Source organism: Pseudomonas berkeleyensis (genome assembly GCF_014109765.1).
Classification (GTDB): Bacteria; Pseudomonadota; Gammaproteobacteria; order Pseudomonadales; family Pseudomonadaceae; genus Aquipseudomonas; species Aquipseudomonas berkeleyensis.
Genome location: NZ_CP059139.1, coordinates 1,229,730 through 1,254,600, shown reverse-complemented (window position 1 = coordinate 1,254,600; position 24,871 = coordinate 1,229,730). Strand labels below are relative to the sequence as shown.

The 24,871-nt window shown below is 63.6% G+C and carries 24 protein-coding genes and 1 pseudogene; 18 read left to right on the top strand and 7 right to left on the bottom strand.

All coding sequences use genetic code 11. The features are described from left to right. The first annotated feature begins 2 nt into the window (after nt 1–2). A complete protein-coding gene (locus tag HS968_RS05775; protein ID WP_182370528.1) occupies nt 3–707 on the top strand; it encodes a lipopolysaccharide kinase InaA family protein in 705 nt (234 codons plus the stop codon). 445 nt (nt 708–1,152) lie between these two features. After that, complete coding sequence (locus tag HS968_RS05770) at nt 1,153–1,389, top strand: hypothetical protein (protein WP_119694843.1); 237 nt, start codon at nt 1,153–1,155, stop codon at nt 1,387–1,389. Here HS968_RS05770 and HS968_RS26315 read toward each other — a convergent pair whose 3' ends face one another. Continuing rightward, nucleotides 1,390–2,118 carry a lysozyme inhibitor LprI family protein gene (locus HS968_RS26315; protein ID WP_119694693.1) on the bottom strand — a complete coding sequence of 243 codons (729 nt, stop codon included), beginning with the start codon at nt 2,116–2,118 and terminating at the stop codon, nt 1,390–1,392. A 256-nt stretch (nt 2,119–2,374) separates the two neighbouring features. Between HS968_RS26315 and HS968_RS05760 the strand changes: the two genes are divergently transcribed. Next, nucleotides 2,375–3,106 carry a carbonic anhydrase gene (locus tag HS968_RS05760; protein ID WP_407681642.1) on the top strand — a complete coding sequence of 244 codons (732 nt, stop codon included), beginning with the start codon at nt 2,375–2,377 and terminating at the stop codon, nt 3,104–3,106. 84 nt (nt 3,107–3,190) lie between these two features. Beyond that, complete coding sequence (locus HS968_RS05755) at nt 3,191–4,702, top strand: SulP family inorganic anion transporter (protein WP_182370527.1); 1,512 nt, start codon at nt 3,191–3,193, stop codon at nt 4,700–4,702. Nucleotides 4,703–4,970: 268 nt separating this feature from the next. Here HS968_RS05755 and HS968_RS05750 read toward each other — a convergent pair whose 3' ends face one another. Continuing rightward, nucleotides 4,971–5,798 (bottom strand): arylamine N-acetyltransferase family protein, encoded by an 828-nt coding sequence (locus HS968_RS05750; RefSeq protein WP_182370526.1) that lies wholly within the window; start codon nt 5,796–5,798, stop codon nt 4,971–4,973. A 218-nt stretch (nt 5,799–6,016) separates the two neighbouring features. Here HS968_RS05750 and HS968_RS05745 point away from each other — a divergent pair, with 218 nt between their 5' ends. Then, complete coding sequence (locus HS968_RS05745; protein WP_182370525.1) at nt 6,017–6,412, top strand: phosphatidylethanolamine N-methyltransferase family domain-containing protein; 396 nt, start codon at nt 6,017–6,019, stop codon at nt 6,410–6,412. Nucleotides 6,413–6,687: 275 nt separating this feature from the next. Here HS968_RS05745 and HS968_RS05740 read toward each other — a convergent pair whose 3' ends face one another. The 3 genes from HS968_RS05740 to HS968_RS05730 form a co-directional block, all read right to left on the bottom strand. Next, nucleotides 6,688–8,184 (bottom strand): CoA-acylating methylmalonate-semialdehyde dehydrogenase, encoded by a 1,497-nt coding sequence (locus tag HS968_RS05740; protein WP_182370524.1) that lies wholly within the window; start codon nt 8,182–8,184, stop codon nt 6,688–6,690. A 136-nt stretch (nt 8,185–8,320) separates the two neighbouring features. Continuing rightward, entirely contained in the window at nt 8,321–8,614 is a 294-nt protein-coding gene (locus tag HS968_RS05735) for a cupin domain-containing protein (protein WP_119694698.1), read from the bottom strand. Further along, on the bottom strand, nt 8,614–9,960 hold the full coding sequence (locus HS968_RS05730; protein WP_119694699.1) for an aspartate aminotransferase family protein: 1,347 nt from the start codon (nt 9,958–9,960) through the stop codon (nt 8,614–8,616). The genes HS968_RS05735 and HS968_RS05730 overlap by 1 nt, the downstream gene beginning before the upstream one ends. 190 nt (nt 9,961–10,150) lie before the next feature. Between HS968_RS05730 and HS968_RS05725 the strand changes: the two genes are divergently transcribed. The 9 genes and pseudogenes from HS968_RS05725 (at nt 10,151) to HS968_RS05690 (ending at nt 19,165) form a co-directional block, all read left to right on the top strand. Further along, complete coding sequence (locus tag HS968_RS05725) at nt 10,151–11,068, top strand: LysR family transcriptional regulator (protein WP_182370523.1); 918 nt, start codon at nt 10,151–10,153, stop codon at nt 11,066–11,068. 259 nt (nt 11,069–11,327) lie between these two features. Continuing rightward, nucleotides 11,328–12,419, top strand: a pseudogene (locus tag HS968_RS26620) (HAMP domain-containing protein); the annotation flags it as partial. Between the two features lie 42 nt (nt 12,420–12,461). Then, nucleotides 12,462–13,325, top strand: a complete 864-nt coding sequence (locus HS968_RS26615; protein ID WP_407681653.1) for a methyl-accepting chemotaxis protein — start codon at nt 12,462–12,464, stop codon at nt 13,323–13,325. Nucleotides 13,326–13,479: 154 nt separating this feature from the next. Continuing rightward, the gene (locus HS968_RS05715) at nt 13,480–14,142 is read left to right on the top strand and encodes a TetR/AcrR family transcriptional regulator (protein WP_182370521.1); all 663 of its coding nucleotides are present in this window, start codon (nt 13,480–13,482) and stop codon (nt 14,140–14,142) included. Then, entirely contained in the window at nt 14,142–14,726 is a 585-nt protein-coding gene (locus tag HS968_RS05710) for an IMPACT family protein (protein ID WP_119694702.1), read from the top strand. The genes HS968_RS05715 and HS968_RS05710 overlap by 1 nt, the downstream gene beginning before the upstream one ends. After that, complete coding sequence (locus tag HS968_RS05705; RefSeq protein WP_182370520.1) at nt 14,723–15,292, top strand: DUF922 domain-containing protein; 570 nt, start codon at nt 14,723–14,725, stop codon at nt 15,290–15,292. The genes HS968_RS05710 and HS968_RS05705 overlap by 4 nt, the downstream gene beginning before the upstream one ends. A 209-nt stretch (nt 15,293–15,501) precedes the next feature. Then, entirely contained in the window at nt 15,502–17,049 is a 1,548-nt protein-coding gene (locus HS968_RS05700) for an ABC transporter ATP-binding protein (protein WP_182370519.1), read from the top strand. A gap of 11 nt (nt 17,050–17,060) precedes the next feature. Then, nucleotides 17,061–18,158, top strand: a complete 1,098-nt coding sequence (locus HS968_RS05695) for an ABC transporter permease (protein ID WP_182370518.1) — start codon at nt 17,061–17,063, stop codon at nt 18,156–18,158. Between the two features lie 80 nt (nt 18,159–18,238). After that, on the top strand, nt 18,239–19,165 hold the full coding sequence (locus HS968_RS05690) for an ABC transporter permease (protein ID WP_182370517.1): 927 nt from the start codon (nt 18,239–18,241) through the stop codon (nt 19,163–19,165). 80 nt (nt 19,166–19,245) lie between these two features. Here the strand turns inward: HS968_RS05690 and HS968_RS05685 are convergent, their stop codons facing one another. Together HS968_RS05685 and HS968_RS05680 are read right to left on the bottom strand one after the other, a co-directional pair. Further along, a complete protein-coding gene (locus HS968_RS05685; RefSeq protein ID WP_182370516.1) occupies nt 19,246–19,710 on the bottom strand; it encodes an REP-associated tyrosine transposase in 465 nt (154 codons plus the stop codon). A 92-nt stretch (nt 19,711–19,802) separates the two neighbouring features. Beyond that, entirely contained in the window at nt 19,803–20,219 is a 417-nt protein-coding gene (locus HS968_RS05680; protein ID WP_182370515.1) for a hypothetical protein, read from the bottom strand. A gap of 82 nt (nt 20,220–20,301) precedes the next feature. On the opposite strand from HS968_RS05680, the gene HS968_RS05675 reads away from it, so the two are divergent. From HS968_RS05675 to HS968_RS05660, 4 genes are all read left to right on the top strand, one after another. Beyond that, the gene (locus HS968_RS05675; RefSeq protein ID WP_119694709.1) at nt 20,302–20,652 is read left to right on the top strand and encodes a MerR family transcriptional regulator; all 351 of its coding nucleotides are present in this window, start codon (nt 20,302–20,304) and stop codon (nt 20,650–20,652) included. A 132-nt stretch (nt 20,653–20,784) separates the two neighbouring features. Beyond that, nucleotides 20,785–22,140 (top strand): 8-oxoguanine deaminase, encoded by a 1,356-nt coding sequence (locus HS968_RS05670; RefSeq protein ID WP_182370514.1) that lies wholly within the window; start codon nt 20,785–20,787, stop codon nt 22,138–22,140. A 270-nt stretch (nt 22,141–22,410) separates the two neighbouring features. Then, nucleotides 22,411–23,493, top strand: coding sequence for a BMP family ABC transporter substrate-binding protein (locus HS968_RS05665; RefSeq protein WP_179624008.1), 1,083 nt, complete (start codon nt 22,411–22,413; stop codon nt 23,491–23,493). Between the two features lie 340 nt (nt 23,494–23,833). Next, nucleotides 23,834–24,796 (top strand): 2-oxoglutarate and iron-dependent oxygenase domain-containing protein, encoded by a 963-nt coding sequence (locus HS968_RS05660; RefSeq protein WP_182370513.1) that lies wholly within the window; start codon nt 23,834–23,836, stop codon nt 24,794–24,796. Nucleotides 24,797–24,871 lie beyond the last annotated feature (75 nt).

The window sequence follows — 24,871 nt, the reverse complement described above, 5'->3', positions numbered from 1 at the left end:
ACATGGCCCTTTGCAGCACGAGCGAAATACCTCAGCAAGCCTTCCAGCACTGGTGGCAACAGCAAGGTGAGTGGGTTGAAGAACCCAACGTACGCCGCGGCGGCGAGAGCGGTGTACAGCGCCTACTGGATGAGACCGGCGTGCTCTATGCCAAAAGACAGATCGGCCATATCTATCGCAGCTTCTTGCATCCACAAGGGCGCCCGACCGTCCTGCGCGAGCGCAGTGCATTGTTGGCACTGGATGCGCTCGGCGTGCCTGTTCCCAAGCTGGTCTACTGCGGGGTCGAACATGACCCACAGCAAGGATGGCGCGGCCTGCTGGTAACTGCCGAGCTGGAAGGCTTCGTGGATATCGAAAGCTGGTACGCCCAAGGCGGCCGCGAAGTCTGTGGCGAGGCCGTACATACCCAACTGCTGCAACTTGTCGGCGCAACCCTGGCACGTATGCACCTGGGGCGCTGGCAACATGGTTGCCTGTACGCAAAACATATCTTCGTACGCATCGACGGCGAGACGCCGCAGGTCGCTCTGCTGGATCTGGAAAAAAGCCGCCGCCGCCTGACGCGCGTCCAAGCCGCCCAACACGACCTCCCCCAACTGCGACGCCACAGCCCCTGGGCGGATGCCGACTGGCAACAACTGCTGCAGGGTTATCGCCAGATATTCGCCGACGGCGCCAAGGGTCTCGGCACAGCTCTTGCCTGAGCAAACGTCTGCCGGCCCAATGCCGGCAGAGTTTTATCCGCGTCACCGTGCTTCATTCGCAGAACGCCCACCAGGAAGTGGCTCTACCTCGCACCTTTACACCGGTAACGGGAAAACTTTCAGGCAACTGCAACTGCCAGGGTCGGCTGTTACAAGGGGCTGTAACAGGTACCTAAGGTTACGTTAAGACGTTACCCACACAATGACTGAACCAACCGATAAGGCCCGTGTCCCACCACAGCCCCGGCTGGCGTCCGCTACACGCCAGGGTCTATGCGAAAGTCGTCGAGCGCAGTTCTGACGAAACGTTTTATGAAACATCACCGATACGCAGGCACTTTTGCGCATAGGCCCAAGACCGTTCGTCGCACAGGACGGCGACAAGGCGATAGGTGATCTAGGTTTAGCGAACGGCGTTTGGCAGCGCTTTCAAGGGGTTAGCAAAATGAAATTAGAAATAGCACGAGGTTTGTTCCTCGGCCTTGCTCTAAGCGTGACGGCAATTGCCGCCGCCGCCTGGCAAGAACCCGGCCCGCGCGTCCTGGCAGCGCACGACTGCACCGCCGTAGAGCCCTGCCCCCCAATCCCGTTGCGAAAGCAGATGCCAACCGACGCCAAACCGGACGCCAACCTGCTGGTGCTGATGTTCGGCCTCAGCGGCGCAATGAAGGGCGAACATTGATCAACTCTGGTCACCGCGTACCACCGCCAGCTGGCGGGCGCGGTCGAGCGTCAGGCGTACCAGGCAGTCGTAGCTGAATTCGCCAAATACCGAATAAGGCTGTTGCTCGCCGTAGGGCTTGCATTCGGCATCACGCATGGCAATCCAGTTGCGCTGCGCCTGACGCAAGGCGCTACTCGCCTCATCCGACAATTGCCGCAGACGCTCGCGGTAAGCTGCATTGAGCAACGCATCGGCATCCCCCAGCACCAGCGCATTGATTCCGCCCAGAGCCATCACGTTCTGCGGCAAGGCCTGGGGCATCTCATCATTCCAGTTGTAGAAACCATTGGTCTCCACCCGCAAGCGTGCCGTCGGCCGACTGTAGACGTCGTCATAGAGCGGCTTCAGCTGGCTGCGATAAACCAGTTCCAGGTAGATCGGGTCGCTGGCGCGCTCAGGCCTGGCGAGCAGCGTCTGACTCATTGGCTGAACCGCCCCGCTCCCCTCGTCGATCGTCACCTCAAAGCAACTGTCCGGCGCCAGATGCTCGCCTGCCGCCCTGGCCACCGGACACTGACTGACGATGGACTCCTGATCGGTAGCAAAAGCCTCATCCAGCACACGCACCAGCAGGCGCACTTCCGGAGCCTGAGAAAAGTCGGCATGAACGACAGTGGCAGTGAGCGTGCCTTCGGCAGCAGCGAGCACGGGCGACAGACACAAAGTGATCAGTACGGGGGCGCGCATGAGTAACCTTCCCTGGCAATGGAGTAGAGCGCGCATCATCCCGAGCAGTGCGGCGCCTGGCAAGCCGCCGGGCTCGATGGCGAGCAGTGGTTCTCGCCATACGCCTGCCAGCTCGCCGATAGTGGCGTTTTAGAGCCTCTCGTTCAGTTTTGCTTAAGTAAGAATCCTTATCGTTGCAGCGGAAGTGACCGATTGGTCACAGGCGTTTGGCCAGCAGTCGAGAACGTCACCGATGAAAATCACAGGAGCTGCAACGATGAACTCAACCGCTTCCCGAACCGGCAACACCCTGCGCCCAGTCGCCAAGGACAACGCCCAGGCCGCCCTGCAACAACTGCTGCAGGGCTTTCGGCGTTTTCGCCAGGAGGTTTACCCGCAGCAGCAGGCACTGTTCAAGCGCCTGGCCTCGGCACAGGCGCCCAGTGCGATGTTCATCACCTGCGCCGATTCGCGCATCGTCCCAGAGCTGATCACCCAGAGCGACCCCGGCACCCTGTTCGTCACCCGCAACGTGGGTAACGTGGTGCCGCCGTATGGGCAGATGAATGGCGGCGTCTCCACTGCCATCGAGTACGCCGTACTGGCGCTCGGCGTGCAGCACATCATCGTCTGCGGCCATTCCGACTGCGGCGCGATGAAGGCCGTGCTCAACCCGGCCAGCCTCGATGGCATGCCCACCGTGCGCGCCTGGCTGCGCCATGCCGAGGTGGCGCGCAGCGTAGTGGCGGACAACTGCAATTGCGGCAGCGCCCATGAAACCCTCGGCGTACTGACCGAAGAGAACGTGGTGGCCCAACTCGACCACCTGCGCACCCACCCTTCCGTCGCTGCACGCGTGGCCAGCGGCCAACTGCAGATCCACGGCTGGGTCTATGACATCGACAGCGGCAACATCCGCGCCTACGACGCCGCATCGGGCAGCTTCCTTCCGCTCGATGGCGACGAACAGCCCTGCGCCACCCCACAACCTCGCTACGCCAGCGCCTGACCCAACCGTTCCCCCGAGCCTGCACCGGATGTTGGTGTAGGCACGGGTTGCTTTTGCCCGCAATTCGGGCCAGGAGATCACCTCATGAATGTGTTTCGCACACTGCCACGGGACGCACTAGCGTCCGTCGTGGTCTTTCTCGTCGCCCTGCCACTGTGCATGGGCATTGCCATCGCCTCCGGCATGCCGCCCGCCAAGGGGCTGATCACCGGCATCATCGGTGGCCTGGTGGTCGGTTTTCTCGCCGGCGCACCGCTACAGGTCAGCGGCCCGGCTGCCGGCCTCGCCGTACTGGTATTCGAGCTGGTACGCACCCACGGCATAGCCGCACTCGGCCCGGTATTGTTGCTGGCCGGCCTGATCCAGCTGGTCGCCGGCACCTTGCGCCTGGGCGGCTGGTTTCGTGTCACTGCGCCAGCCGTGGTCTACGGCATGCTGGCCGGTATCGGCATCCTCATCGTGCTGTCACAGGTGCACGTGATGATCGATGCTGCGCCCAGGGCCTCCGGCCTGGACAATCTGCTGGCATTCCCCGGCGCCATGCATGATGCGCTGAGCCTGCTCGGCAGCAATGCCATGATCGCCGGTGCAGTGGGCCTCGGTACCATTGCCAGCATCTGGCTGTGGGAGCGCTTTCGCCCGGCACCGCTGCGCTTTCTACCTGGCGCCCTGGTCGGTGTGACGCTCGCCACCCTGGCCAGCCTGTGGCTCACGCTGCCGGTCAAGCGCGTGGAGCTGCCGGCCAACCTGGGCGATGCCATCGACTGGATCACCCCACAAGGGCTGGCCAGCCTGGCCGATCCGCAATTGCTGGTCGCCGCCCTGGCCCTGGCCTTCATCGCCAGCGCCGAAACGCTGTTGTCCGCCGCCGCCGTAGACCGCATGCACGACGGCCCGCGTGCGCGCTTCAACCGCGAACTGTCCGCCCAGGGCATCGGCAACATGCTCTGTGGCGCGGTCGGCGCCCTGCCGATGACCGGCGTGATCGTGCGCAGCTCGGCCAACGTCCAGGCCGGCGCTCGCGGCCGCGCCTCGACCATCCTCCACGGCGCCTGGCTACTCGCGCTAGTCGCGCTGCTGCCCGGCGTACTGCAGAGCATCCCAGTGGCCAGCCTGGGCGCAGTGCTGGTGTATACCGGCTGCAAACTGGTCGATCCCAAGGCCATGCGCAACCTCGGTCAGTACGGACGGGCGCCTGTGCTCATCTATGCCGCCACGGCGCTGTGCATCGTTTTCACCGACCTGCTGACCGGCGTGCTGGTGGGCTTCGCCCTGACCCTGCTGAAACTGGCCTGGAATGCCTCGCGCCTGCGCATGAAGCTGGTACCAACCGGCCCGAACAGCGCCGAGTTGCGCATGAGCGGCGCTGCCACCTTCCTCCGAGTGCCACAACTGGCCAAGCTGCTGGCCAGCGTCGAGCCCGGCACTTGCCTGCACCTGAGCCTGGCGCGGGTCAGCTATATCGACCACGCCTGCATGGAGCTGCTGGAAGACTGGGGCCGCTCCGCCCGCGCCCAAGGCGGCGGGTTGGAAATCGTTGAAGGTGCGGCGTTGAAGCGTCGGGTGGAAGGTCGACAGCGCACGGCACTGGCCTGATCGCACTACGGTTCACTCGCGTAGGGAGAGTGAGCCGGCTCAAAGGATCGCTTGATGGGCTATGGCGTGACACTTTCACCACACATAAATGATGTTGGTGTTCGCCATCCCCCCTAGATTAGGTGCGGGAACTGCTCACACACCATCGCTGAGATCAGTTGGCATCTGAGATTTTCGCGGCTGAAGCCGCTCCTACAGACGGAGATAGGCTCGGGCGGTGGCTAAAGTCCTCTCATCCAAAATCGGTGATGCCATCCGGCCCTCCCTTTTATGCCCCCGCAATCAGCCGCTCGATGATCCCCCGCTGCTCAGGATGCTCCGGTACCTGAATGCCAAACTCCTCGCGCAGTACCTCCAGCACCTCATCGACACTCCGCAACTGCACCCGCTCACTCGCCAGCCCCAGTCGGTGGATGGCGAAGCTGCCGTTATTCAGGGTCTTGCGCAAGCCTGGGCCGGTGCGCGCGGCGATCATCTGGCCGAGGAAGGGAGAATCCGGATGGGTACACACGTACCAGTTGCCCACCACGTAATCGATATCCGCCACCTTCTGCAGATCGAACACGTACATCGCCCGCCAGCTACCCGCCACCAGCGCTCGCAGGGTGTAGGTGCCGTCCGCCAGCGTCAGGCGGTAGGACTCATGCGGCGTGGCCTGTTCGGCCTCGCTGTCGAGCAGCAAGGGGCCGGTCGGCACCATACCGCCGAAGCCGACGTCGGTGATGTAGCGCACGCCACCCAAGGTCACCAGCACCAGCATATGGGTGCGAGCCGGCAAGGCATCTTCCGGCCCGCCCATGACCACGCGCCCGGTCAGCCCGCGTGCGTCGAAACCCAGCGCCTGTAGCAGCAGGAGAAACAGGCGGTTGAGCTCGAAGCAGTAACCGCCACGGCCCTGGCGCAGCAGTTTGTCCTGAATCGCTGCGGGTTCGACCTCGACCGGTACGCGCAGCATGGTCGACAAGGTTTCGAAGGGAACTTCAGCGGTATGCCGCGCCTGCAGCCCGCGCAGGGTGTCGAGGGTAGGGGGTGGCGCCGAGGAATAACCCAGCCGCTCGAGGTATGCGTGTAGATCCAGCATGAATGGTTCGGTCATTGTCCTTCTCCCTTTTCTACCTGCCGGCTGTTTTACCAGAGGCGACCAAGGGGAGATATGTATAGGGTCGATAGTCAAAAGGCCGATTCTGCGAACGGACTTTCGCTTTATCGCTGCACAAGGGACTTGTTTTTAGGGGAAATTCGGCACCCGATAATGGCCATAAGCCTTTATAGTACGCGCCCCTTTTTAGCACTCACGACAGGGATGTAATCCAGATGTCTTCCTTCAAGTCCGCCGCCATGCTGGCAGCCGCGCTCATCGTCAGCGGTTGCTCCACTGCCACCTGGGTCAAGCTCCCCAGCGAGAGCACCCTCATCGTCAACGAGCGCCCGACGCCTCACAAAGAAGGCCTGGTCAAGACTCGTCCATTTTCGTGGGGCGCAGCAGGCGGCGTGCCTTATCGGCTGGAGGACAAGCAAGCCCATGTCATCCAGAGTGGTCGCCTGAAGACACGTTTCCGCGTCGCCTCGATCTTCTGGCCTCCGGTCGGCATCGCCTACTGGCCGATGGGCTTCGGCCAGCGCTGCTATGACTTGACTGGCCCGCAGCCGCAAACCTGTACCTATCAGGATCTGGTCGACCTGCGCAGGAACCACCGCCTGTCCCGCTAACGAAAGGGGCTGATGTCGATCAGGTAGCACTCGATGCCTGCGCGGATGGGGTACGCCGATAGCAGATGCGCCGACTTCGGTGCGCACGGCGCACCCTACGTATCGATCGCCGGGTACGTCAGTGATGGGATGCAGGTGTCGCTCAGTCCGTATCAGCCAATACCAGTCGTATTGCACGCTCGCGCTCTCAACATGTGAGCTGGAGCGGTGATCTGGCGGCACAACGAAAAAGGCCGGTCTTACGACCGGCCTTTTCATTCAAAGCCTCAGCTCACTCAGCCATTACTAGGGAAGGCGAACTGCGCGGCCTCGTGGCTCTTGCGCGCCGGCCAGCGTTGGGTGATGGCCTTCTTGCGGGTGTAGAAGCGCACGCCGTCCGGGCCGTAGGCGTGCAGATCGCCGAACAGCGAGCGCTTCCAGCCGCCGAAGCTGTGGTAGCTGACCGGCACCGGCAGCGGTACGTTGACGCCGACCATGCCCACTTCGATCTCGTCGCAGAACAGACGCGCCGCTTCACCGTCACGGGTGAAGATGCAGGTGCCGTTGCCGTACTCGTGATCGTTGATCAACTGCATGGCCTCTTCCAGGCTGCCGACGCGAACGATGCATAGCACCGGGCCGAAGATTTCGTCGGTGTAGATGGTCATCTCCGGGGTCACCTTGTCGAACAGGGTGCCGCCGACGAAGTAACCGTTTTCGTTGCCAGCGACCACCAGATCACGGCCATCGACCACCAACTTGGCGCCCTGCTCGACACCCGCGTCGATGTAACCCTTGACCTTGTCACGCGCGGCAGCGGTAACCAGCGGGCCCATGTCCAGGCCGCAGGAGGTGCCGGCACCGATCTTCAGTGCCTTGATCTGCGGAACGATCTTGTCGACCAGCGCGTCGGCGATCTGGTCGCCCACGCACACGGCCACGGAGATGGCCATGCAGCGTTCGCCGCAGGAGCCATAGGCCGCGCCCATCAGCGCGCTGACAGCGTTGTCCAGATCGGCATCGGGCATCAGCACGGCGTGGTTCTTGGCGCCGCCCAGAGCCTGTACGCGCTTGCCGCGCTTGGTGCCTTCGCTATAGATGTACTCGGCAATCGGCGTGGAACCGACGAAGCTCAGGGCCTTGACCTCGGGCGCTTCGATCAGCGCATCGACCGCGTCCTTGTCGCCGTTGACCACGTTCAGCACGCCCTTGGGCAGGCCGGCCTGGTTCAGCAGCTCGGCGATGAACAGGGTAGAACTCGGGTCACGCTCGGACGGTTTGAGGATGAAGCAGTTGCCGCAGACGATGGCCAGCGGATACATCCACAGCGGCACCATGGCCGGGAAGTTGAACGGGGTGATGCCGGCAACCACGCCGACCGGCTGCAGGTCGGTCCAGGCGTCGATGTTCGGGCCGACGTTACGGCTGTATTCGCCCTTGAGGATTTCCGGGGCGGCGCAGGCGAACTCGACGTTCTCGATGCCACGCTTGAGCTCACCAACGGCGTCTTCGATGGTCTTGCCGTGCTCGGCGCTGATCAGTGCGGCGATTTCGTTCTCGTTCTGCTCCAGCAGTTGCTTGAAGCGGAACATGATCTGCGCGCGCTTGGCCGGCGGGGTGTTGCGCCAGGCCGGGTAGGCAGCCTTGGCGGCATCGATGGCCAGTTGCATGGTGGCGCGGTCAGCCAGACCGACCTGGGTGGTGGAGTCACCGGTGGACGGGTTGTACACCGGAGCGGTGCGGCCGCTACCGGCAACCAGTTCGCCGTTGATCAGGTGCTTGATTGTGCTCATGGTTATTCTCTGCTCGCTGGAACGGAAAGGGGTTGGCGGGACGCTCCCGCGGCGGCGCCTGAGCGCCGGATTGTCACTAGGGCCACCGACTGTAACGCCTGCACTGCAGCCAGCGCCTGTGCGCGTGCCCGCACGGTCATGGCGATTTCAGCTCGATTTCGATGAAGGCCACTTCGTGCGCGCACGGGTTGATCACGTTGTGCTCGGTACCGATCTGCCGCGTGTAGCTCTGACCGAGCACCAGCGGCGCACGCCGCTCGCCTTCGGGCGTCTCCAACAGCAGCTCACCATCGGTGACCGGTACCACGACATATTCCATGCCGTGGCGATGCCAGCCGGTCTCGGCACCGGGGGCGAAGCGCCACTCGGTGACGATGACCTTGTCGGTGTCGAGCTGAACCGTGGCAACGGCCTTGGCACGTTCGCTCATCAGGCGATCCCGTTGAGGGCGTCGCCGACGGCGTTGAACACGCGGTCGAGGTCTTCGATCTTGGCGTTGAAGGTCGGGCCGAACTGCAGCGTGTCGCCACCGAAGCGCACGTAGAAACCCGCCTTCCACAGCGCCATGCCGGCCTCGAACGGACGGATCACGGCGTCGCCGTCACGCGGGGCGATCTGCAATGCGCCAGCCAGGCCGCAGTTGCGGATGTCGATCACGTGCTTGGCGCCCTTCAGGCCATGCAGGGCGTTCTCGAACTTCGGCGCCAACTCGGCGGCCTGCTGGATCAGGTTCTCGCGCTTGAGCAGCTCCAGAGTCGCCAGACCGGCGGCGCAGGCCACCGGGTGGGCCGAGTAGGTGTAGCCGTGGGTGAACTCAATCATGTGCTCCGGCGACGGCTGCTGCATGAAGGTGTTGTAGATCTCGCTGCTGGCGATCACCGCGCCCAGCGGGATGGCGCCGTTGGTGATCTGCTTGGCGACGTTCATCAGATCCGGAGTCACACCGAAGTACTCTGCGCCACTCCACTTACCCATGCGACCGAAACCGGTGATCACTTCGTCGAAGATCAGCAGGATATTGTGCTGCGTGCAGATCTCGCGCAGGCGTTGCAGGTAGCCCACCGGCGGCACGATGGCACCAGCCGAACCGGACATCGGCTCGACGATCACCGCGGCGATGTTGGAAGCGTCGTGCAGCTCGATCAGCTTGAGCAGCTCGTTGGCCAGCTCCACGCCACCGGTCTCGGCCATGCCCTTGGTGAAGGCCATGCCCGGTTGCAGAGTGTGTGGCAGGTGGTCGGCGTCCATCAGTTGGCCGTACATCTTGCGGTTACCGCCGATGCCGCCCAGCGCGGTGCCGGCGATGTTGACGCCGTGGTAGCCACGGGCACGACCGATGAAACGCGTCTTGGAGGCCTGGCCCTTGAGGCGCCAGTAGGCCTTGGCCATCTTCACCGCGGTGTCGGCGCACTCGGAGCCCGAGCCGGTGAAGAACACGTGGTTGAGCTCGCCCGGCATCAGGTCGGCAACCTGCTCGGCCAGCTTGAACGACAGCGGGTGGCCATACTGGAAGCCCGGCGAGTAGTCGAGAGTGCCGAGTTGCTTGGCCACGGCTTCCTGGATTTCCTTGCGCGAGTGGCCGGCGCCGCAGGTCCACAGACCGGACAGGCTGTCATAGACCTTGCGGCCCTGATCGTCGACCAGCCAGCTGCCTTCGGCACCGACGATCAGGCGCGGGTCACGCTGGAAGTTGCGGTTGGCGGAGAACGGCATCCAGTGCGCATCCAGCTTGAGCTGGCTGGCCAGGGACGGGGTTGCGGTCTGCGGCATGTTCATCGGGGTGGCCTCGGCAGTGGCGGCATGATCGGGAACAGCGTGGGAGGGGTTTTAGCCGCGAAAATCGACAGCAATCGCGGCTCAAGCCACTCCTACGAAGGGAGTGAATCAGTTGCCAGCAAAGGTGCCACGGGCATAGAGTCAGTAAAACAATACTTTTCTTAACCTCAGTTCAAGGCTTACTAAACAAATGAGCAGCCGCCGCCCCGATCCGCTGGCCCAGGTCAGCGACTTTGAAATCCGCCTGCTCAAGCTGTTTCGCAGCGTAGTGGAATGCGGCGGTTTTTCCGCGGCGGAAAGCGCCCTTGGCATCGGCCGCTCGGCCATCAGCCAGCAGATGAGCGACCTCGAGCAGCGACTCGGTCTGCGCCTGTGCCAACGTGGACGCGCCGGCTTCGCCCTGACCGAGGAAGGCCGCGAGGTGTACCAGAGCACCCTGCAATTGCTCAGCGCGCTGGAGAGCTTTCGCACCGAGGTCAACGGTCTGCACCGTCATTTGCGCGGCGAACTGAACATCGGCCTGACCGACAACCTGGTGACCATCTCGCACATGCGCATCACCAATGCCCTGGCGCGTCTCAAGGAGCAAGGGCCGGAGGTGCGCATCCACATCCGTATGACACCACCCTCGGAAGTGGAACAGGGCGTGCTCGACGGGCGCCTGCACATCGGCGTGGTGCCACAGGTGGGCGCCCTCTCCGGCCTGGAATACCAGGCGCTGTACGACGAGCGCTCGCTGCTCTACTGCGCCGTCGGCCACCCGCTGTTCTATGTCGATGACCAGCAGTTGGAGGACGAACGGCTCAACGCCCAGGAAGCGATCGCCCCGACCTTCCGCGTGCCACCCGAAGTGCAGAGCCATTACCAGGCGCTCAACTGCACGGCCAGCGCCTCGGATCGTGAAGGCATGGCCTTCCTCATCCTCACCGGGCGTTACATTGGTTACCTTCCGGATCACTACGCCCAGGCCTGGGTACAGCAGGGACGACTGCGCGCGCTCAAGGCCAGCAGCCGCTACTACGACATCAACCTGGCAGCGGTGACACGCAAGGGGCGACGTGCACACCTGGTGCTGGAAAGTTTTCTCGACGCGCTGGCCGAGGCCTGATTTACGCACCAGCACGGCGCATCGAACACCAAAACAGGGCACATCTTTCGACACACCACCCCATCAGGCTTACAGGCATTGCGAGCGCGCCCGATCGGGATCGCGGCAACATCTAGCTATTGATGTCAGCTTCACGTCGCCATATAAATGACGGCAAGTTTCTTGCTGGCAAAACGCCAGAGAGGCTCGCACCTCCGTCATTCTCCGCTGCCTTGGCCGTACGCTTGGCTGTCGTAATTCCTGGTTTTCGAGGCTTAAGATGTTCTTCTTCAAACCGGTTCTGACGTTGATGAACCGCGCGCGCTACGCCCACAAGTTTCTGCTGATCTTCACCGTTTTCATGCTGCCCTATTGCTGGCTATCGCTGAGCAAGCTGGCCGATGTGAATGCGACCCTGGAGCAGTCGCGCCATGAGCTGCATGGCCTGCAGACCATCGAGCAATACCTGCCGGTGTATCGCCAGGCCCTGGAGCAGGCCGGCATGCACGTGATCGGCTATGCGCGTAACAAGGATGACGCCAAGCAGGAAATCGAGCGCCGCAGCCAGGCGCTGGTAAGCAGCATCGGAAGGCTCAATGCCTGGCTCGATGGCAGCCAGTTCGCCGGCATGAAGCTGGCCGAAACCGACCCCGGCTACGCCGTGGACAAGAAGTTGTCGGTGCAGGGCCTGAGTTCGCAGATGATCGAGCACGCCAGTTCGGTGCATGACCTGAGCGCCAACATGCGCGAGATCGCGGCCGTTTCCAAGCTGAGCCAGGACAGCAACCCACGCATCTACCGCAACGTGGATCTGCTGCTCAACCAGATGCTGCCGCTGTACGAGACGCTCAACCAGACCCGCGCCTATGCCAGCTACATGACCGCCTACGGCTTCCTCGAGTCCTCGTCGCGCCCGGCCATCGTCAACCAGCTCAACACCCTGCAGCGCTATGCCGATGGCATCGAGGCCAAGGGCAATGCCGAGGCGCAGCAACTGATGAGCGAAGCCGCGCGCAGCGGCGCCGAACAGTACAAGCGCGAGATCATCGACACCTATACGCAGAGCGGCTACTTCGACCAGAACGCAGTGGAGCAGTGGCTGCAACGCTATGAATCCTACGCACCGCAGGTCGCCGAGCTGGACAAGGCCAGCAACCTGCTGCTGGCGGAAACCGCCGGGCTGCTGCAGGCCCGCGCCGACGCCAACCTGCGCGAGCTGGTGCTGTGGGCCGGCACCCTGTTGCTGGTGGTGATGGTGCTGGTGTACCTGTTCGTCGGTTTCTACCTGTCGGTACGTGGCGCCATCCGCGACCTGACCAGTGCCACCCGGCGCATGGCCGAAGGCGACCTGCGCCAGCGCGTGCAAACTGACGCGCGCGACGAGCTGGGCGACCTGGCCCAGGACTTCAACGAAATGCAGACGCGCATGAGCGAGCTGATCGCCCAGGTCGCGCGCTTCTCCGAGACCACCCTGGACAAGGCGCAGAGCGTTAGCGACAGCGCCTCCACCAGCCAGCGCAGCGTCGAGCGCCAGGCCAACGAACTGGAACTGATCGCCACCTCGATGAGCGAGCTGGTCAGCAACGTCCAGGAGGTCAGCCAGAACTCGCACGTGACTGCCGACAAGGCCAACACGGCCGGCGAGAAGTGCCGCGAAGGCCGCGTGCAGGTCGATCACGCCGTGTCGCGCATCAACCAGCTGTTCAGCGAGATGGACGACTCCATCGGCGCCATCACCTCGGTGGAAAAGGAAAGCGAGGAGATCGCCAAGGCCGTCGACCTGATCAAGAGCGTCGCCGAACAGACCAACCTGCTCGCGCTCAATGCCGCCATCGAGGCCGCACGCGCCGGCGAACAGGGCCGCGGCTTCGCCGTAGTGGCCGACGAGGTGCGCAGCCTGGCGATTCGCTCCCACGAGCTGACCGGCGAGATCGACCAGACCATCGCCCGTCTGCGCCAGCAGGTCGGCAGCGCGGTCAAGACCATTCGTGGCAGCCACCAGAGCGCAGCGCAGAGCGTCGAGCAGATCACCCTGACGGCGAGCATCTTCGAGCAGATCACCGGCAGCATGGATCAGATCATCGATCACAACATCCAGATCGCCTCAGCCGCCGAGCAGCAGGCGGCGGTCGTGCAGGGCGTCGAACAGAACACCCTGGAGATCAAGAGCCTCAGCGACAGCAATGCCCATGAGGCACAAAGCACGGTGAACGTCAGCGACGAGCTGACCGGCATGACCCGCAACCTGCATGGCCTGATCGCCAACTTCAAGGTGTGACCGGCGCCGTCGTGGGCACAACCTGCCCACGGCGACACCCGCAAGGTGATGCGCCCGACGTAAACCGGCTTTTTCACGCCGTAACGCTTGTCACCCGGCCTAGGCTGGGGTATCTGTGCAGTCGCTCCGCTCCCAGATCAGCTCGGAATCGCCCATGACCTTCGAAGTCCCCGCCCACAGCGCCAACGGCAAGCCCGCCGGGCGCATTCGCCAGAAGAACGAAGAAGCCATCATCAAGGCTGCCGAGGAAGAGTTCGCCCGGCACGGCTTCAAGGGCACCAGCATGAACACCATCGCGCAGAACGTCGGCCTGCCCAAGGCCAACCTGCACTACTACTTCAGCAACAAGCTGGGCCTGTATCTGGCGGTACTGAGCAACATCCTCGAACTCTGGGACAGCACCTTCAACAACCTGACCGTCGATGATGACCCGGCCGAGGCACTGGAGCGCTACATTCGCGCCAAGATGGAGTTCTCTCGCCGCCAGCCGAAAGCTTCGCGCATCTTCGCCATGGAAGTGATCAGCGGTGGCGACTGCCTGTCGCAGTACTTCAACCAGAACTACCTGGACTGGTTCCGTGGCCGCGCCGCCGTGTTCGAAGGCTGGATCGCCGCCGGCAGGATGGATCCGGTCGACCCGATACACCTGATCTTCCTGCTGTGGAGCAGCACCCAGCATTACGCCGACTTCGCTTCGCAGATCTGCCGTGTCAAGCAGTGCTCGCGCCTGACCAAGCAGGACTTCGAGCAAGCCTCCGATCAACTGGTGCAGATCATCCTCAAGGGCTGCGGCCTGAAGCCCGCCGTCAAAGCCTGATGGCGTTCACCCTGCTCGGCCCCTGCGAATACCGCGAGGAGATTCGCAAGAGCCGTTTCATCGCCCTCGCCGCACCGATTGCCAGCGCGGCCGAGGCGCAAGCCTTCATCGACGACCACAGCGACCTGGCTGCCTCGCACAACTGCTGGGCGTGGAAAGTCGGCAACCAGTACCGCTTCAACGACGATGGCGAGCCGGGCGGCACGGCCGGACGGCCGATCCTCGCCGCCATCGAAGGGCAGGATTGCGACCAGGTGGTGGTGCTGGTAATCCGCTGGTACGGCGGCATCCAGCTCGGCACCGGCGGCCTGGCCCGCGCCTACGGCGGCAGCGCAGCCAAATGCCTGCAGGCCGGTGAGCGGCGTGAACTGGTGCTGCGCCAGGCCTTCAGCTGCCACCTGCAGTTCGCTGAACTGCCAGTATTCAAGGCGCGCCTGAACGAGTTCGACAGCCTGATCGAACGCGAGGACTACGACGCCACGGGCGCACGGCTGCAACTAGCCGTCGCACCAGCCGAGCATGCAGCCCTGGAGCGATTGCTGGGCGATATCAGCCGGGGCCGCGAACGTCTGAGGGCACCATGAAACGGACGACTATTGCGCTCCTACCGTTGTTGCTGTGGCTGGCCCTACCGGTGCAGGCCGATGTGCAGGAACACCTGCAGAAGCAGTACTACGACCTGCAGGTGGCCTCCGGCCAATCCCTCAGCCGCGCCCTCGACCAGGCCTCGCCGATTCACGAGAACGGCCAGGTATTCCACGCCTACACGCGCTGGAAGGTGCAGTGGAATTTCTGGTGGCGCGAACAACGCGATGGCCGCTGCCAGATCGATCTCACCCGCACCCTGTTGAACGCCAGCATCACCCTGCCCCGCCTTGGCGGCGGTGATGCACAGCAGCGTCAGCGTTTCGAGCAATACCTCAGTGCCTTGCGCGAGCACGAGCTGGGCCACTATCGCATCGGCCAGGCCGCTGCCGCCGAAATCGATGCGGCCCTGCTGGCAACGCCGGAATACCCCAGTTGCGCCGAGTTGCAGCAGCAGGCCAACCAGCGCGCCAACGCCATCCTGCAGCGCTACGCCGAGCAGGAGTGGCAGTACGACCAGCAGACCGGTCACGGCCGCAGTCAGGGCGCCTGGCTGCAGGACTGAACCTTTCCCACGGATCGCCATGCGCACCGACACCACCCGCCATAGGCGCTCGAATGCGGTGCGCATGGCGCACCCTACGGGGTGGCGCGCACCAATCCCGCGCATGGATCAAATCGGGCGACAGGCGCGAATAGGCTCGCCTGGCTTTTCTGACCTCCTGGCCAGGTTTTTGCTTTAGCCCCGCTCAGTTATTGCCATGAGCGTTTCCCATGTCCGCCTCACCTGATGCCCCGCGCCTGCAGCTGACAGCCATCAGCAAGCAATACCCCGGCTGCCTGGCCAACGACCGTATCGACCTGGCCATCGCCCCCGGCGAGATCCGCGCCCTGCTGGGTGAGAACGGTGCCGGCAAGAGCACGCTGATGAAGGTCATCTACGGTGTGACCCAGCCCAGTAGCGGTGAAATCCGCTGGCAGGGCGAGCGGCTCACGATGCGCGACCCGGCCATGGCACGCAACCTGGGCATCGGTATGGTGTTCCAGCATTTCTCGCTGTTCGAGACCCTGAGCGTCGCCGAGAACATCGCCCTGGCGATGGGGGCGGATGCCGGCACGCCGAAGCAGTTGGAGCCGAAGATTCGCGAGGTGTCGCAACGCTACGGCATGGCGCTGGAGCCGACCCGCCTGGTACACAGCCTGTCCATCGGCGAGCGCCAGCGGGTGGAGATCGTGCGTTGCCTGATGCAGGACATCAAACTGCTGATCCTCGACGAGCCCACCTCGGTGCTCACCCCGCAGGAGGCCGATGAGCTGTTCGTCACCCTGCGCCGCCTGGCCGCCGAAGGCTGCAGCATCCTCTTCATCAGCCACAAGCTCGGCGAGGTGCGCGCGCTGTGTCAGAGCGCCACGGTGCTGCGCGGCGGGCGGGTGTCCGGCCATTGCGTGCCGGCAGAATGCAGCGACCTGGAGTTGGCGCGGCTGATGGTCGGTGATGCCGAGGGCCTGGAAAGCAGCTACCCGAAAGTCAGCGGCGGCCTGCCACGCCTGCGTGTCGACGACCTCAGCTGGCACAACCCCGATCCCTTCGGCTGCTCGCTCGAACGTATTCGTCTGGAAGTACGCAGTGGCGAGATCGTCGGTATCGCCGGCGTGGCCGGCAATGGCCAGGACGAGCTGCTCGCGCTGCTCAGCGGCGAAACCCGCCTGCCCCGTGGCGAACGCGAGCGGGTCAGCCTGGATAGCGCGCCAGTGGCCAATCTGCACCCTAATGCGCGGCGCCAGCTGGGCCTGGCTTTCGTGCCGGCCGAACGCCTCGGCCACGGTGCGGTGCCGGAGATGAGCCTGGTGGACAACGCCCTGCTCACCGCCTTCGGCCAGGGCCTGGTCAAGGGCGGCCTGGTGCAGCGCAGCAAGGTACGTGCGCTGGCCGAGCAGATCATCCAGCGCTTCGCGGTGAAGACGCCGGATGCCGATACGGCGGCGCGAAGCCTGTCCGGCGGCAATCTGCAGAAGTTCATCCTGGGGCGCGAGATTCTGCAGAACCCGAAACTGCTGGTGGCCGCGCACCCGACCTGGGGCGTGGACGTCGGCGCCGCTGCGGCCATCCACCGCGCGCTGATCGCCCTGCGCGATGCCGGCGCGGCGATCCTGGTGATCTCCGAAGACCTCGACGAGCTGTTCCAGATCAGCGACCGCATCGGCGCACTGTGCAGCGGGCGCCTGTCGCCGCTGGCCGAGACAGCGCAGGTATCCACCGTGGAAGTCGGCCGCTGGATGGCCGGTGAATTCGATCAACCCGCCGCCGCTGCGGCCTGCTGACGGAGCCCGTCATGCTGTTATCCCTGGAACCGCGCGGCCAAGAGTCGCGCCCCATGCTCTGGCTGTCGCCGCTGCTGGCCGCAGCCCTGACCCTGGTGAGCGGCGTACTGCTGTTCGCCCTGCTTGGCCATGACCCGCTGGAGACCCTGCATACGCTGCTGATCGCGCCGGTCAGCGACGGGTACGGCGTGTCCGAACTGCTGGTCAAGGCACTGCCGATCCTGCTCTGCGCCCTCGGCTTGGCAGTCGCCTACCAGGCGCGCATCTGGAACATCGGTGCCGAAGGCCAGTTGCTGATCGGCGCCCTGGCCGGCAGCGCCATGGCCCTGCAACTGATCGACTGGGAAAGCCGCTGGGCACTGGCCTGGGTGGTGCTGGCCGGCACCTGCGCGGGCGCGGCGTGGGCCGGGCTCACCGCCTGGCTGCGTACGCAGTTCAACGCCAACGAAATCCTCACCAGCATCATGCTCAACTACATCGCGCTGAACCTGCTGCTGTTCTTCGTGCATGGGCCGCTGAAAGACCCCGCCGGTTTCAACTTCCCCGAATCGGCGATGTTCGGCGATGCCAGCCGCCTGCCGCTGGTCAGCGAGGACGGGCGCCTGCATGGCGGCCTGTATCTGGCGCTGCTGGCCCTGGTGGCGGTGAGGGTGCTGCTGCACAAGAGTTTTCTGGGCTTCCAGATCAAGGTGCTGGGCCTGGACAAGCGCGCCGCCGGCTTCGTCGGTTTTCGCGAGAAGCGCCTGGTGTGGTTCGCCCTGCTGGTCAGCGGCGCCCTGGCCGGCCTGGCTGGCGTCGGCGAAGTGGCCGGACCGATTGGCCAACTGGTACCACAGGTCTCGCCCGGCTACGGCTATGCGGCGATCACCGTGGCCTTTCTCGGCCGCCTCAACCCGCTCGGTATCGTTGCCGCCAGCCTGCTGATGGCGCTGCTTTACCTGGGCGGCGAGAACGCGCAGATGAACCTCAACCTGCCGCAGGCGATCACCCAGCTGTTCCAGGGAATGATGCTGTTCTACCTGCTGGCCTGCGACGTGCTGATCCTCTACCGGCCGCGGCTGAAGTGGAAATGGACGAAGCGCGAGAGCCTCGCTGAAGCGACCACCTGACTGTGGGAGGGGCTTTAGCCGCGACAAAAGCTCGCCGCTGAAGCGCCTCCCACAAAGAGCATGAATGCAAAGGAATCCCCATGGATCTCGATCTGTTGACCAATATCTTCTACGCCATGGTGCGCACCGGCACGCCGCTGCTGCTGGTGGCTCTGGGCGAGCTGGTGTGCGAGAAGAGCGGCGTGCTCAACCTCGGCCAGGAGGGCATGATGCTGTTCGGCGCGGTGATCGGCTTCATCGTCGCCTTCAGCACCGGCAGCCTGTGGCTCGGCGTGTTGCTGGCGATGGCTGCCGGCATGCTGCTGTCGCTGCTGTTCGCCGCCGTGGCGCTGGGTTTCAACGCCAACCAGGTGGCCACCGGCCTGGCCCTGACCATCTTCGGCGTCGGCCTGTCCACCTTCGTCGGCGCTGCCTGGGTCGGCAAGCCGCTGTCCGGTTTCGAGCCCATCGTCATTCCGCTGCTGTCTGACATCCCGCTGATCGGGCGCATGCTGTTCGCCCAGGACGTGCTGATCTACCTGTCCTTCGCCCTGTTCGCGCTGGTGGCCTGGGTGCTGCTGAAAAGTCGTATCGGCCTGATCATCCAGGCTGTTGGCGAAAACCCGGACGCCGCCAGCGCCATGGGCCTGCCGGTGCTCCGCGTGCGTACCCTAGCGGTGTTGTTCGGCGGCGCCATGGCCGGCTTGACGGGCGGCTACCTGTCGCTGGCCTACACACCGATGTGGGCGGAGAACATGACCGCCGGCCGTGGCTGGATCGCCCTGGCACTGGTGGTGTTCGCCAGTTGGCGCGTATTGCGCGTACTGCTCGGCGCCTACCTGTTCGGCCTGGCCAGCATTCTGCACCTGGTGGCGCAGGGCATCGGCCTGTCGATCCCATCGAACCTGCTGGCCATGCTGCCCTACGTCGCTACCATCGTGGTGCTGGTGCTGCTCTCGCGCGACGCGATCAAGACCCGGCTGTATGCGCCGGTGTCACTGGGTCAGCCGTGGCAGCCAGGGCATTGATGCGCCCATGAATCGCGGCTGAAGCCGCTCCTACACAAGCGACGCACACCCCGTAGGAGCGGCTTCAGCCGCGATCAGTGCTAGAGCCACACAGCATCCCATAATGGGTAGTCCGCCACCCGCTTCACCAGGCCTGCCCGCACAGGATTGGCAATCACATAACGTGCGACAGCCCGTAAATCCTCTTCCTGACGCAAAGCACGATCATGGAAACCGTGCTGCCATAACGGACCATACCGAGACAAACGCTGATTGATCCGGCGCGCGCTGCGGCCTTTGATCCGGCGCATCAACTCGTCCAGAGTCGTACGCTCCAACTGCACCAGCCAATGCAGATGATCAGGCATCACCACCCACGCCAGTGAATGCACCAGACCGATCTCATGAGCCTCACGAAGCTCGGCGACCAATAGCCGCCCGAGAGCAAAATCCTGGAGCAGCGCTTCGCGACCATGCAGTACCGCCGTCAGCAAGTAGACGCGACCGGATTCGGAATAACGTCCACGACGTAGTGCTCCTGCATGCGGTTTGTCTGAACGAAGCATTCCTTTGCCTCCTGATCGTGATTGGTTCTGTATAGCAGTTGATCGCGGCTGAAGCCGCTCCTACAAAAACAACATGCCCTGTAGGAGCGGCTTCAGCCGCGAAAAGCTAGCTGCGGCGATTTAACCGGCCACAACTGCGCCACACCCCAGGCCAATTCGAAGACCAGGAAGATCGCGATCAGAGGCGTTGCGCCGTGCATCAGCGCGTAGATCTGCCAGGTAGAGAACAGCAGGCGACCGGCCGCGTCATAGCGACCGAACACCGCTTTCGGATCGCGAATACGCAGCACCGACCAGACACAGATGATCGAGCCCATCAGGTTGCCCAGCAGCATATGCATCGGCTCGAAGACCGGCAGCGCCCCCGGTAGGCCGAGGCCGTGGTGCAGGCTTTGCAGCAGGCCGTGCAGCGCCATGAAGCTCCATGGCGTGGCGAAGGGGGCGGCCACCAGCAGGTCGTACCAGCCACTGGCCCGTACCAGGCGGCGATAGTGTTCGGGGGTCCACATGGGTGTTGCTCCAGTCATTGAAGGAGCACCTAGGCTAAGGCCTGGAGTATGCTCCAAGGTCAACACCCCACCGAGTGAAAAGATGCGAATCGGAGAACTGGCCGAAGCCTGCGAAGTGAGCCGCGACACCCTGCGCTTTTACGAGCAACGCGGGTTGATCGCCGCACGACGCAGCGCCAACGGCTACCGCGACTACCCCGTCGAGATGGTGCAGCTTGTCACCTACATCAAGACCGCGCAGCGCCTGGGTTTCAGCCTTGGCGAGATCAGCCAGCATGTCGGCGGCCTGTGGCAGGCCACCGACCCGGATCAAACCGTGACCCAATTGCTGCAAGACAAGCTGACGCTGATCGAAAACCGCATCGACGAGTTGCAGCAACTGAGAAACGAACTGCTGCAGCGCCTGGCCACCACCTGCCCGCTGCGCGCCTGACGTCCGCATCCGATTGTCTGCCGAGCAAGAATTCAGCTATCGTCGCCTCGCGTCATTTCTGACGAACCTGGATCAGCAGACAGGGTCAACACTGAGCTGGCTTACCTGAAATCAACCTCAGAGGAGCCACTCATGGCTGCTACTCGACTCTGGATCAAGAACCCTCTCGCCGTTTTCACCGCTAACCATCACGACGCCTCTGGTGGTCTGGTAATCGAAGATAGCCGTATCGTCGAACTGCTCGGTGCCGCCCAGCAACCCGCTCAACCCTGCCAGCAGACGTTCGATGCCAGTGCGCATGTGCTGCTGCCGGGCCTGATCAATACCCACCATCACTTCTACCAGACCCTTACCCGTGCCTGGGCGCCGGTGGTCAACCAGCCGCTGTTCCCCTGGCTGAAGACGCTGTATCCGGTATGGGCGCGGCTGACACCGGAAAAGCTGGCTCTGGCCAGCAAAGTGGCGTTGGCCGAGCTGCTGCTGTCCGGCTGCACCACCGCTGCCGATCATCACTATCTGTTCCCCGGTGGACTGGAACAGGCCATCGATGTGCAGGTGAACGCGGTGCGCGAACTGGGTATGCGCGCCATGCTCAGTCGTGGCTCGATGAGCCTCGGCGAGGCCGACGGCGGCCTGCCACCACAGCACACCGTGCAGAGCGGCGAGGCGATCCTGGCCGACAGCCAGCGTCTGATCGAGCGCTACCATGAGCGCGGCGATGGCGCGCAGATCCAGATCGCCCTGGCGCCCTGCTCGCCCTTCTCGGTAACCCGCGACATCATGCGCGCCAGCGCCGAAATGGCCGAGCAGCTGGACGTACGTCTGCACACCCACCTGGCCGAAACCCTCGACGAAGAGGACTACTGCCTGCGTCAGTTCGGCCTGCGCACCGTGGACTATCTGGAAAGCGTCGGCTGGCTCGGGCCGCGCACCTGGCTGGCGCATGGCATTCACTTCAATGCCGAGGAAATCGCCCGCCTTGGCGCCGCCGGCACCGGTATCTGCCATTGCCCGTGCTCGAACATGCGCCTGGCCTCGGGCATCTGCCCCGTACATGACCTGGAGGCAGCCGGTGCACCGGTCGGTCTGGGCGTCGACGGTTCGGCCTCCAACGATGCCTCGAACATGATTATCGAAGCACGCCAGGCGCTGTATATCCAACGCCTGCGCTACGGTGCCGAGGCGATCACGCCCGAACGCGCGCTGGGCTGGGCCACCCGTGGCTCGGCACGCTTACTCGGACGTAGCGATGTCGGTGAACTGGCCGTTGGCAAGCAGGCTGACCTGGCGTTGTTCAAGCTGGACGACCTGCGCTTCTCCGGCAGCCACGATCCACTCTCCGCGCTGCTATTGTGCGGTGCAGATCGTGCCGATCGGGTGATGATCGGCGGCAGTTGGCGAGTAGTCGACGGACAGATCGAGGGGCTCGATGTCGCTCAATTGATCGCCGATCACAGCCAGGCGGCGAGGCAGCTGGTAAGCGGCTGACGCCATACCGTGGGGTGCGCCATGTGTACCGAGAAACTGCCGGTACGCACGGCCTGGGCGGCCCCGCGACACCCTACGGTTTGCAGCAGGACGCTCGCACCACAACGCAGCATCTGCACGTCAGTCGCACCAATAGCGCTCCACACCATCCCTCGCCCTTGCCCGCAAAGGCTTCCAGCACGGCTATCTGTCTTATTGGTCAGCTTTTTGCAGTCATGGGATCAGCCAACCAACGGCCATCCCGACATCAAGACTGGAGCTCCACCCACCATGTTCGAGAAGAGCAAGAAACCACTGCTGCGCACCCTCGTTGCCGCCCTGGGTTTTGGCGCCATGCTCAGCGCCTCCGCCGCCGATCCGCTAAAGGTCGGCTTCGTCTATATCGGCCCCATCGGCGATCACGGCTGGACCTACCAGCATGAGCAGGGCCGGCAGATGCTGATCAAGGAACTGGGCGACAAGGTCACCACCAGCTACGTGGAAAACGTGCCGGAAGGCGCAGACGCCGAACGCGTGATCCGCAACATGGCCAAGGGCGGCTTCGACCTGATCTTCACCACCTCCTTCGGCTACATGAACCCGACGATCAAGGTGGCCAAGCAATTCCCCAAGGTGACCTTCGAGCACGCCACCGGCTACAAGCAGGACAAGAACGTCGGCACCTACCTGTCGCGCTCCTATGAGGGGCGCTACGTCGGCGGCTTCCTCGCGGCGAAAATGACCAAGACCAAAAAGGTCGGCTACATCGCTTCCTTCCCGATACCCGAGGTGATCCGCGACATCAACGCCATCCAGCTGGCCCTGGACAAATACAACCCGGGCACCGAGATCAAGGTGGTATGGGTCAACACCTGGTTCGATCCGGGCAAGGAATCCGACGCCGCCAACGCGCTGATCGACCAGGGCGTGGACGTGATGTTCCAGCACACCGACAGCCCGGCGCCGATCCAGACCGCCGAGCGTCGCGGAATCTACTCCGTCGGCTACGCCTCGGACATGGCGCATTTCGGGCCGAAGGCCGTGCTCACCTCCATCGTCAACGACTGGGGCCCGCACTACGTGAAATCCGCCCAGGCGGTGATCGATGGCAACTGGCAACCGCAGGACTTCTGGGGCGGCCTGGCCGAGGACACCATCGAGCTGCCGATCAGCGACCTGGTGCCTGCCGACGTGAAGAGCGAAGCCGAGCAGATCATCGCCGATATTCGCAGCGGCAAGTTCCACCCCTTCACCGGTCCGATCAAGGATCAGAGTGGCGTCGAGAAGATTCCAGCCGGCGTAACGGCAACCAATGCCGAACTGGCCTCGATGAACTACTACGTGGAAAACGTGAAGGCCGAGCTGCCGAAGTAAGCTGCTGGTGGGTTTCACCCGCCCTACGGTCTGTAGGGCGGGTGAAACCCACCACCAAGCCAATACCGATGCCGTCCCTGCTACCGGCAGAACCGCATCAAGGGGATCTCATCCGAGGTCTCTTTCCGCTGCCCTGGAGCCTGTCGGACTCAACCGTTCGTCGCGAGGGGAATCCGGTTTGAGACAGTTTTGTCGCTTTTCCGAGGCGAATAGCCCGCTATTTAACGAGGGAAAGCGGCAAAAATGGCCAAAGCCGGGTTTTCCGCAGCAGAACAGTGTTGGGTTCGACAGGCTCCCTAGTACGAGAAGACTCGCAGCACCGCCCCACCCGAGGCTCAACATGAACGCATTACCCATCATCGATATCGCCCCTCTGTACAGTGACGACGAATCCGCCTGGCCCGCCGTGGCCGAACGGATCGACCGCGCCTGCCGCGAATGGGGTTTCTTCTACATCGTCGGCCACCCAATAAGCAGCGAACGTATCGACACCCTGCTCGGTGCAGCGAAGCGCTTCTTCGCCCAGCCTACCGAGGAAAAGCTCAAGATCGACATCACCCAGACCGCCCACCATCGCGGCTACGGCGCCATCGCCACCGAACAGCTCGACCCGAGCAAGCCGAGCGACCTGAAGGAAACCTTCGACATGGGTTTCCATATGCCCGCCGATCATCCCGAAGTGCTGGCCGGCAAACCGTTGCGTGGCCCCAATCGTCACCCCGACGAACCCGGCTGGGCTGCACTGATGGAGCAGCACTACGCCGACATGCAGGCACTGGCCACTACCCTGCTGCGGGCCATGGCGTTGGCCCTGGATATCGAACCGGAGTTCTTCGACAAGCGCTTCCATGAGCCGATCAGCGTGCTGCGCATGATCCATTACCCACCACGCCAGACGGCCAGCTGCGCCGGGCAGCAAGGCGCCGGTGCGCACACCGACTATGGCTGCATCACCCTGCTCTACCAGGACGAAGCCGGTGGCCTGCAGGTACGTCCGCGCCATGGCGACTGGATCGACGCGCCACCGATTGCCGGCAGCTTCGTGGTCAATATCGGCGACATGATGGCGCGCTGGAGCAACGACCGTTACACCTCCACACCACACCGTGTGATCAGCCCGCTGGGGGTGGATCGCTACTCCATGCCATTCTTCGCCGAACCGCATCCGGACACCCTGATCGACTGTTTGCCGAACTGTTCCAGCGCCGACAACCCGCCAAAATATTCGCCGGTGACCAGCGCCGAGTACCTGCTGTCGCGCTTCGCCGACACCTACGCTTACCGGCGTGAGGAACAGGGCTGACAGCCCGCTGCGGGTTCCTGGCACTCGTTGTCGCCAGGAACCCGGGAAACCGTAAAGACGCCCTGATTTTCTTGA

Bases quoted from the DNA above. Each gene is read 5' to 3' on its own strand.
- HS968_RS05775 (WP_182370528.1), top strand. From the start codon at position 3: ATGGCCCTTTGCAGCACGAGCGAAATACCTCAGCAAGCCTTCCAGCAC.
- HS968_RS05770 (WP_119694843.1), top strand. From the start codon at position 1,153: ATGAAATTAGAAATAGCACGAGGTTTGTTCCTCGGCCTTGCTCTAAGC.
- HS968_RS26315 (WP_119694693.1), bottom strand. From the start codon at position 2,118: ATGCGCGCCCCCGTACTGATCACTTTGTGTCTGTCGCCCGTGCTCGCT.
- HS968_RS05760 (WP_407681642.1), top strand. From the start codon at position 2,375: ATGAACTCAACCGCTTCCCGAACCGGCAACACCCTGCGCCCAGTCGCC.
- HS968_RS05755 (WP_182370527.1), top strand. From the start codon at position 3,191: ATGAATGTGTTTCGCACACTGCCACGGGACGCACTAGCGTCCGTCGTG.
- HS968_RS05750 (WP_182370526.1), bottom strand. From the start codon at position 5,798: ATGACCGAACCATTCATGCTGGATCTACACGCATACCTCGAGCGGCTG.
- HS968_RS05745 (WP_182370525.1), top strand. From the start codon at position 6,017: ATGTCTTCCTTCAAGTCCGCCGCCATGCTGGCAGCCGCGCTCATCGTC.
- HS968_RS05740 (WP_182370524.1), bottom strand. From the start codon at position 8,184: ATGAGCACAATCAAGCACCTGATCAACGGCGAACTGGTTGCCGGTAGC.
- HS968_RS05735 (WP_119694698.1), bottom strand. From the start codon at position 8,614: ATGAGCGAACGTGCCAAGGCCGTTGCCACGGTTCAGCTCGACACCGAC.
- HS968_RS05730 (WP_119694699.1), bottom strand. From the start codon at position 9,960: ATGAACATGCCGCAGACCGCAACCCCGTCCCTGGCCAGCCAGCTCAAG.
- HS968_RS05725 (WP_182370523.1), top strand. From the start codon at position 10,151: ATGAGCAGCCGCCGCCCCGATCCGCTGGCCCAGGTCAGCGACTTTGAA.
- HS968_RS26615 (WP_407681653.1), top strand. From the start codon at position 12,462: ATGCAGACGCGCATGAGCGAGCTGATCGCCCAGGTCGCGCGCTTCTCC.
- HS968_RS05715 (WP_182370521.1), top strand. From the start codon at position 13,480: ATGACCTTCGAAGTCCCCGCCCACAGCGCCAACGGCAAGCCCGCCGGG.
- HS968_RS05710 (WP_119694702.1), top strand. From the start codon at position 14,142: ATGGCGTTCACCCTGCTCGGCCCCTGCGAATACCGCGAGGAGATTCGC.
- HS968_RS05705 (WP_182370520.1), top strand. From the start codon at position 14,723: ATGAAACGGACGACTATTGCGCTCCTACCGTTGTTGCTGTGGCTGGCC.
- HS968_RS05700 (WP_182370519.1), top strand. From the start codon at position 15,502: ATGTCCGCCTCACCTGATGCCCCGCGCCTGCAGCTGACAGCCATCAGC.
- HS968_RS05695 (WP_182370518.1), top strand. From the start codon at position 17,061: ATGCTGTTATCCCTGGAACCGCGCGGCCAAGAGTCGCGCCCCATGCTC.
- HS968_RS05690 (WP_182370517.1), top strand. From the start codon at position 18,239: ATGGATCTCGATCTGTTGACCAATATCTTCTACGCCATGGTGCGCACC.
- HS968_RS05685 (WP_182370516.1), bottom strand. From the start codon at position 19,710: ATGCTTCGTTCAGACAAACCGCATGCAGGAGCACTACGTCGTGGACGT.
- HS968_RS05680 (WP_182370515.1), bottom strand. From the start codon at position 20,219: ATGTGGACCCCCGAACACTATCGCCGCCTGGTACGGGCCAGTGGCTGG.
- HS968_RS05675 (WP_119694709.1), top strand. From the start codon at position 20,302: ATGCGAATCGGAGAACTGGCCGAAGCCTGCGAAGTGAGCCGCGACACC.
- HS968_RS05670 (WP_182370514.1), top strand. From the start codon at position 20,785: ATGGCTGCTACTCGACTCTGGATCAAGAACCCTCTCGCCGTTTTCACC.
- HS968_RS05665 (WP_179624008.1), top strand. From the start codon at position 22,411: ATGTTCGAGAAGAGCAAGAAACCACTGCTGCGCACCCTCGTTGCCGCC.
- HS968_RS05660 (WP_182370513.1), top strand. From the start codon at position 23,834: ATGAACGCATTACCCATCATCGATATCGCCCCTCTGTACAGTGACGAC.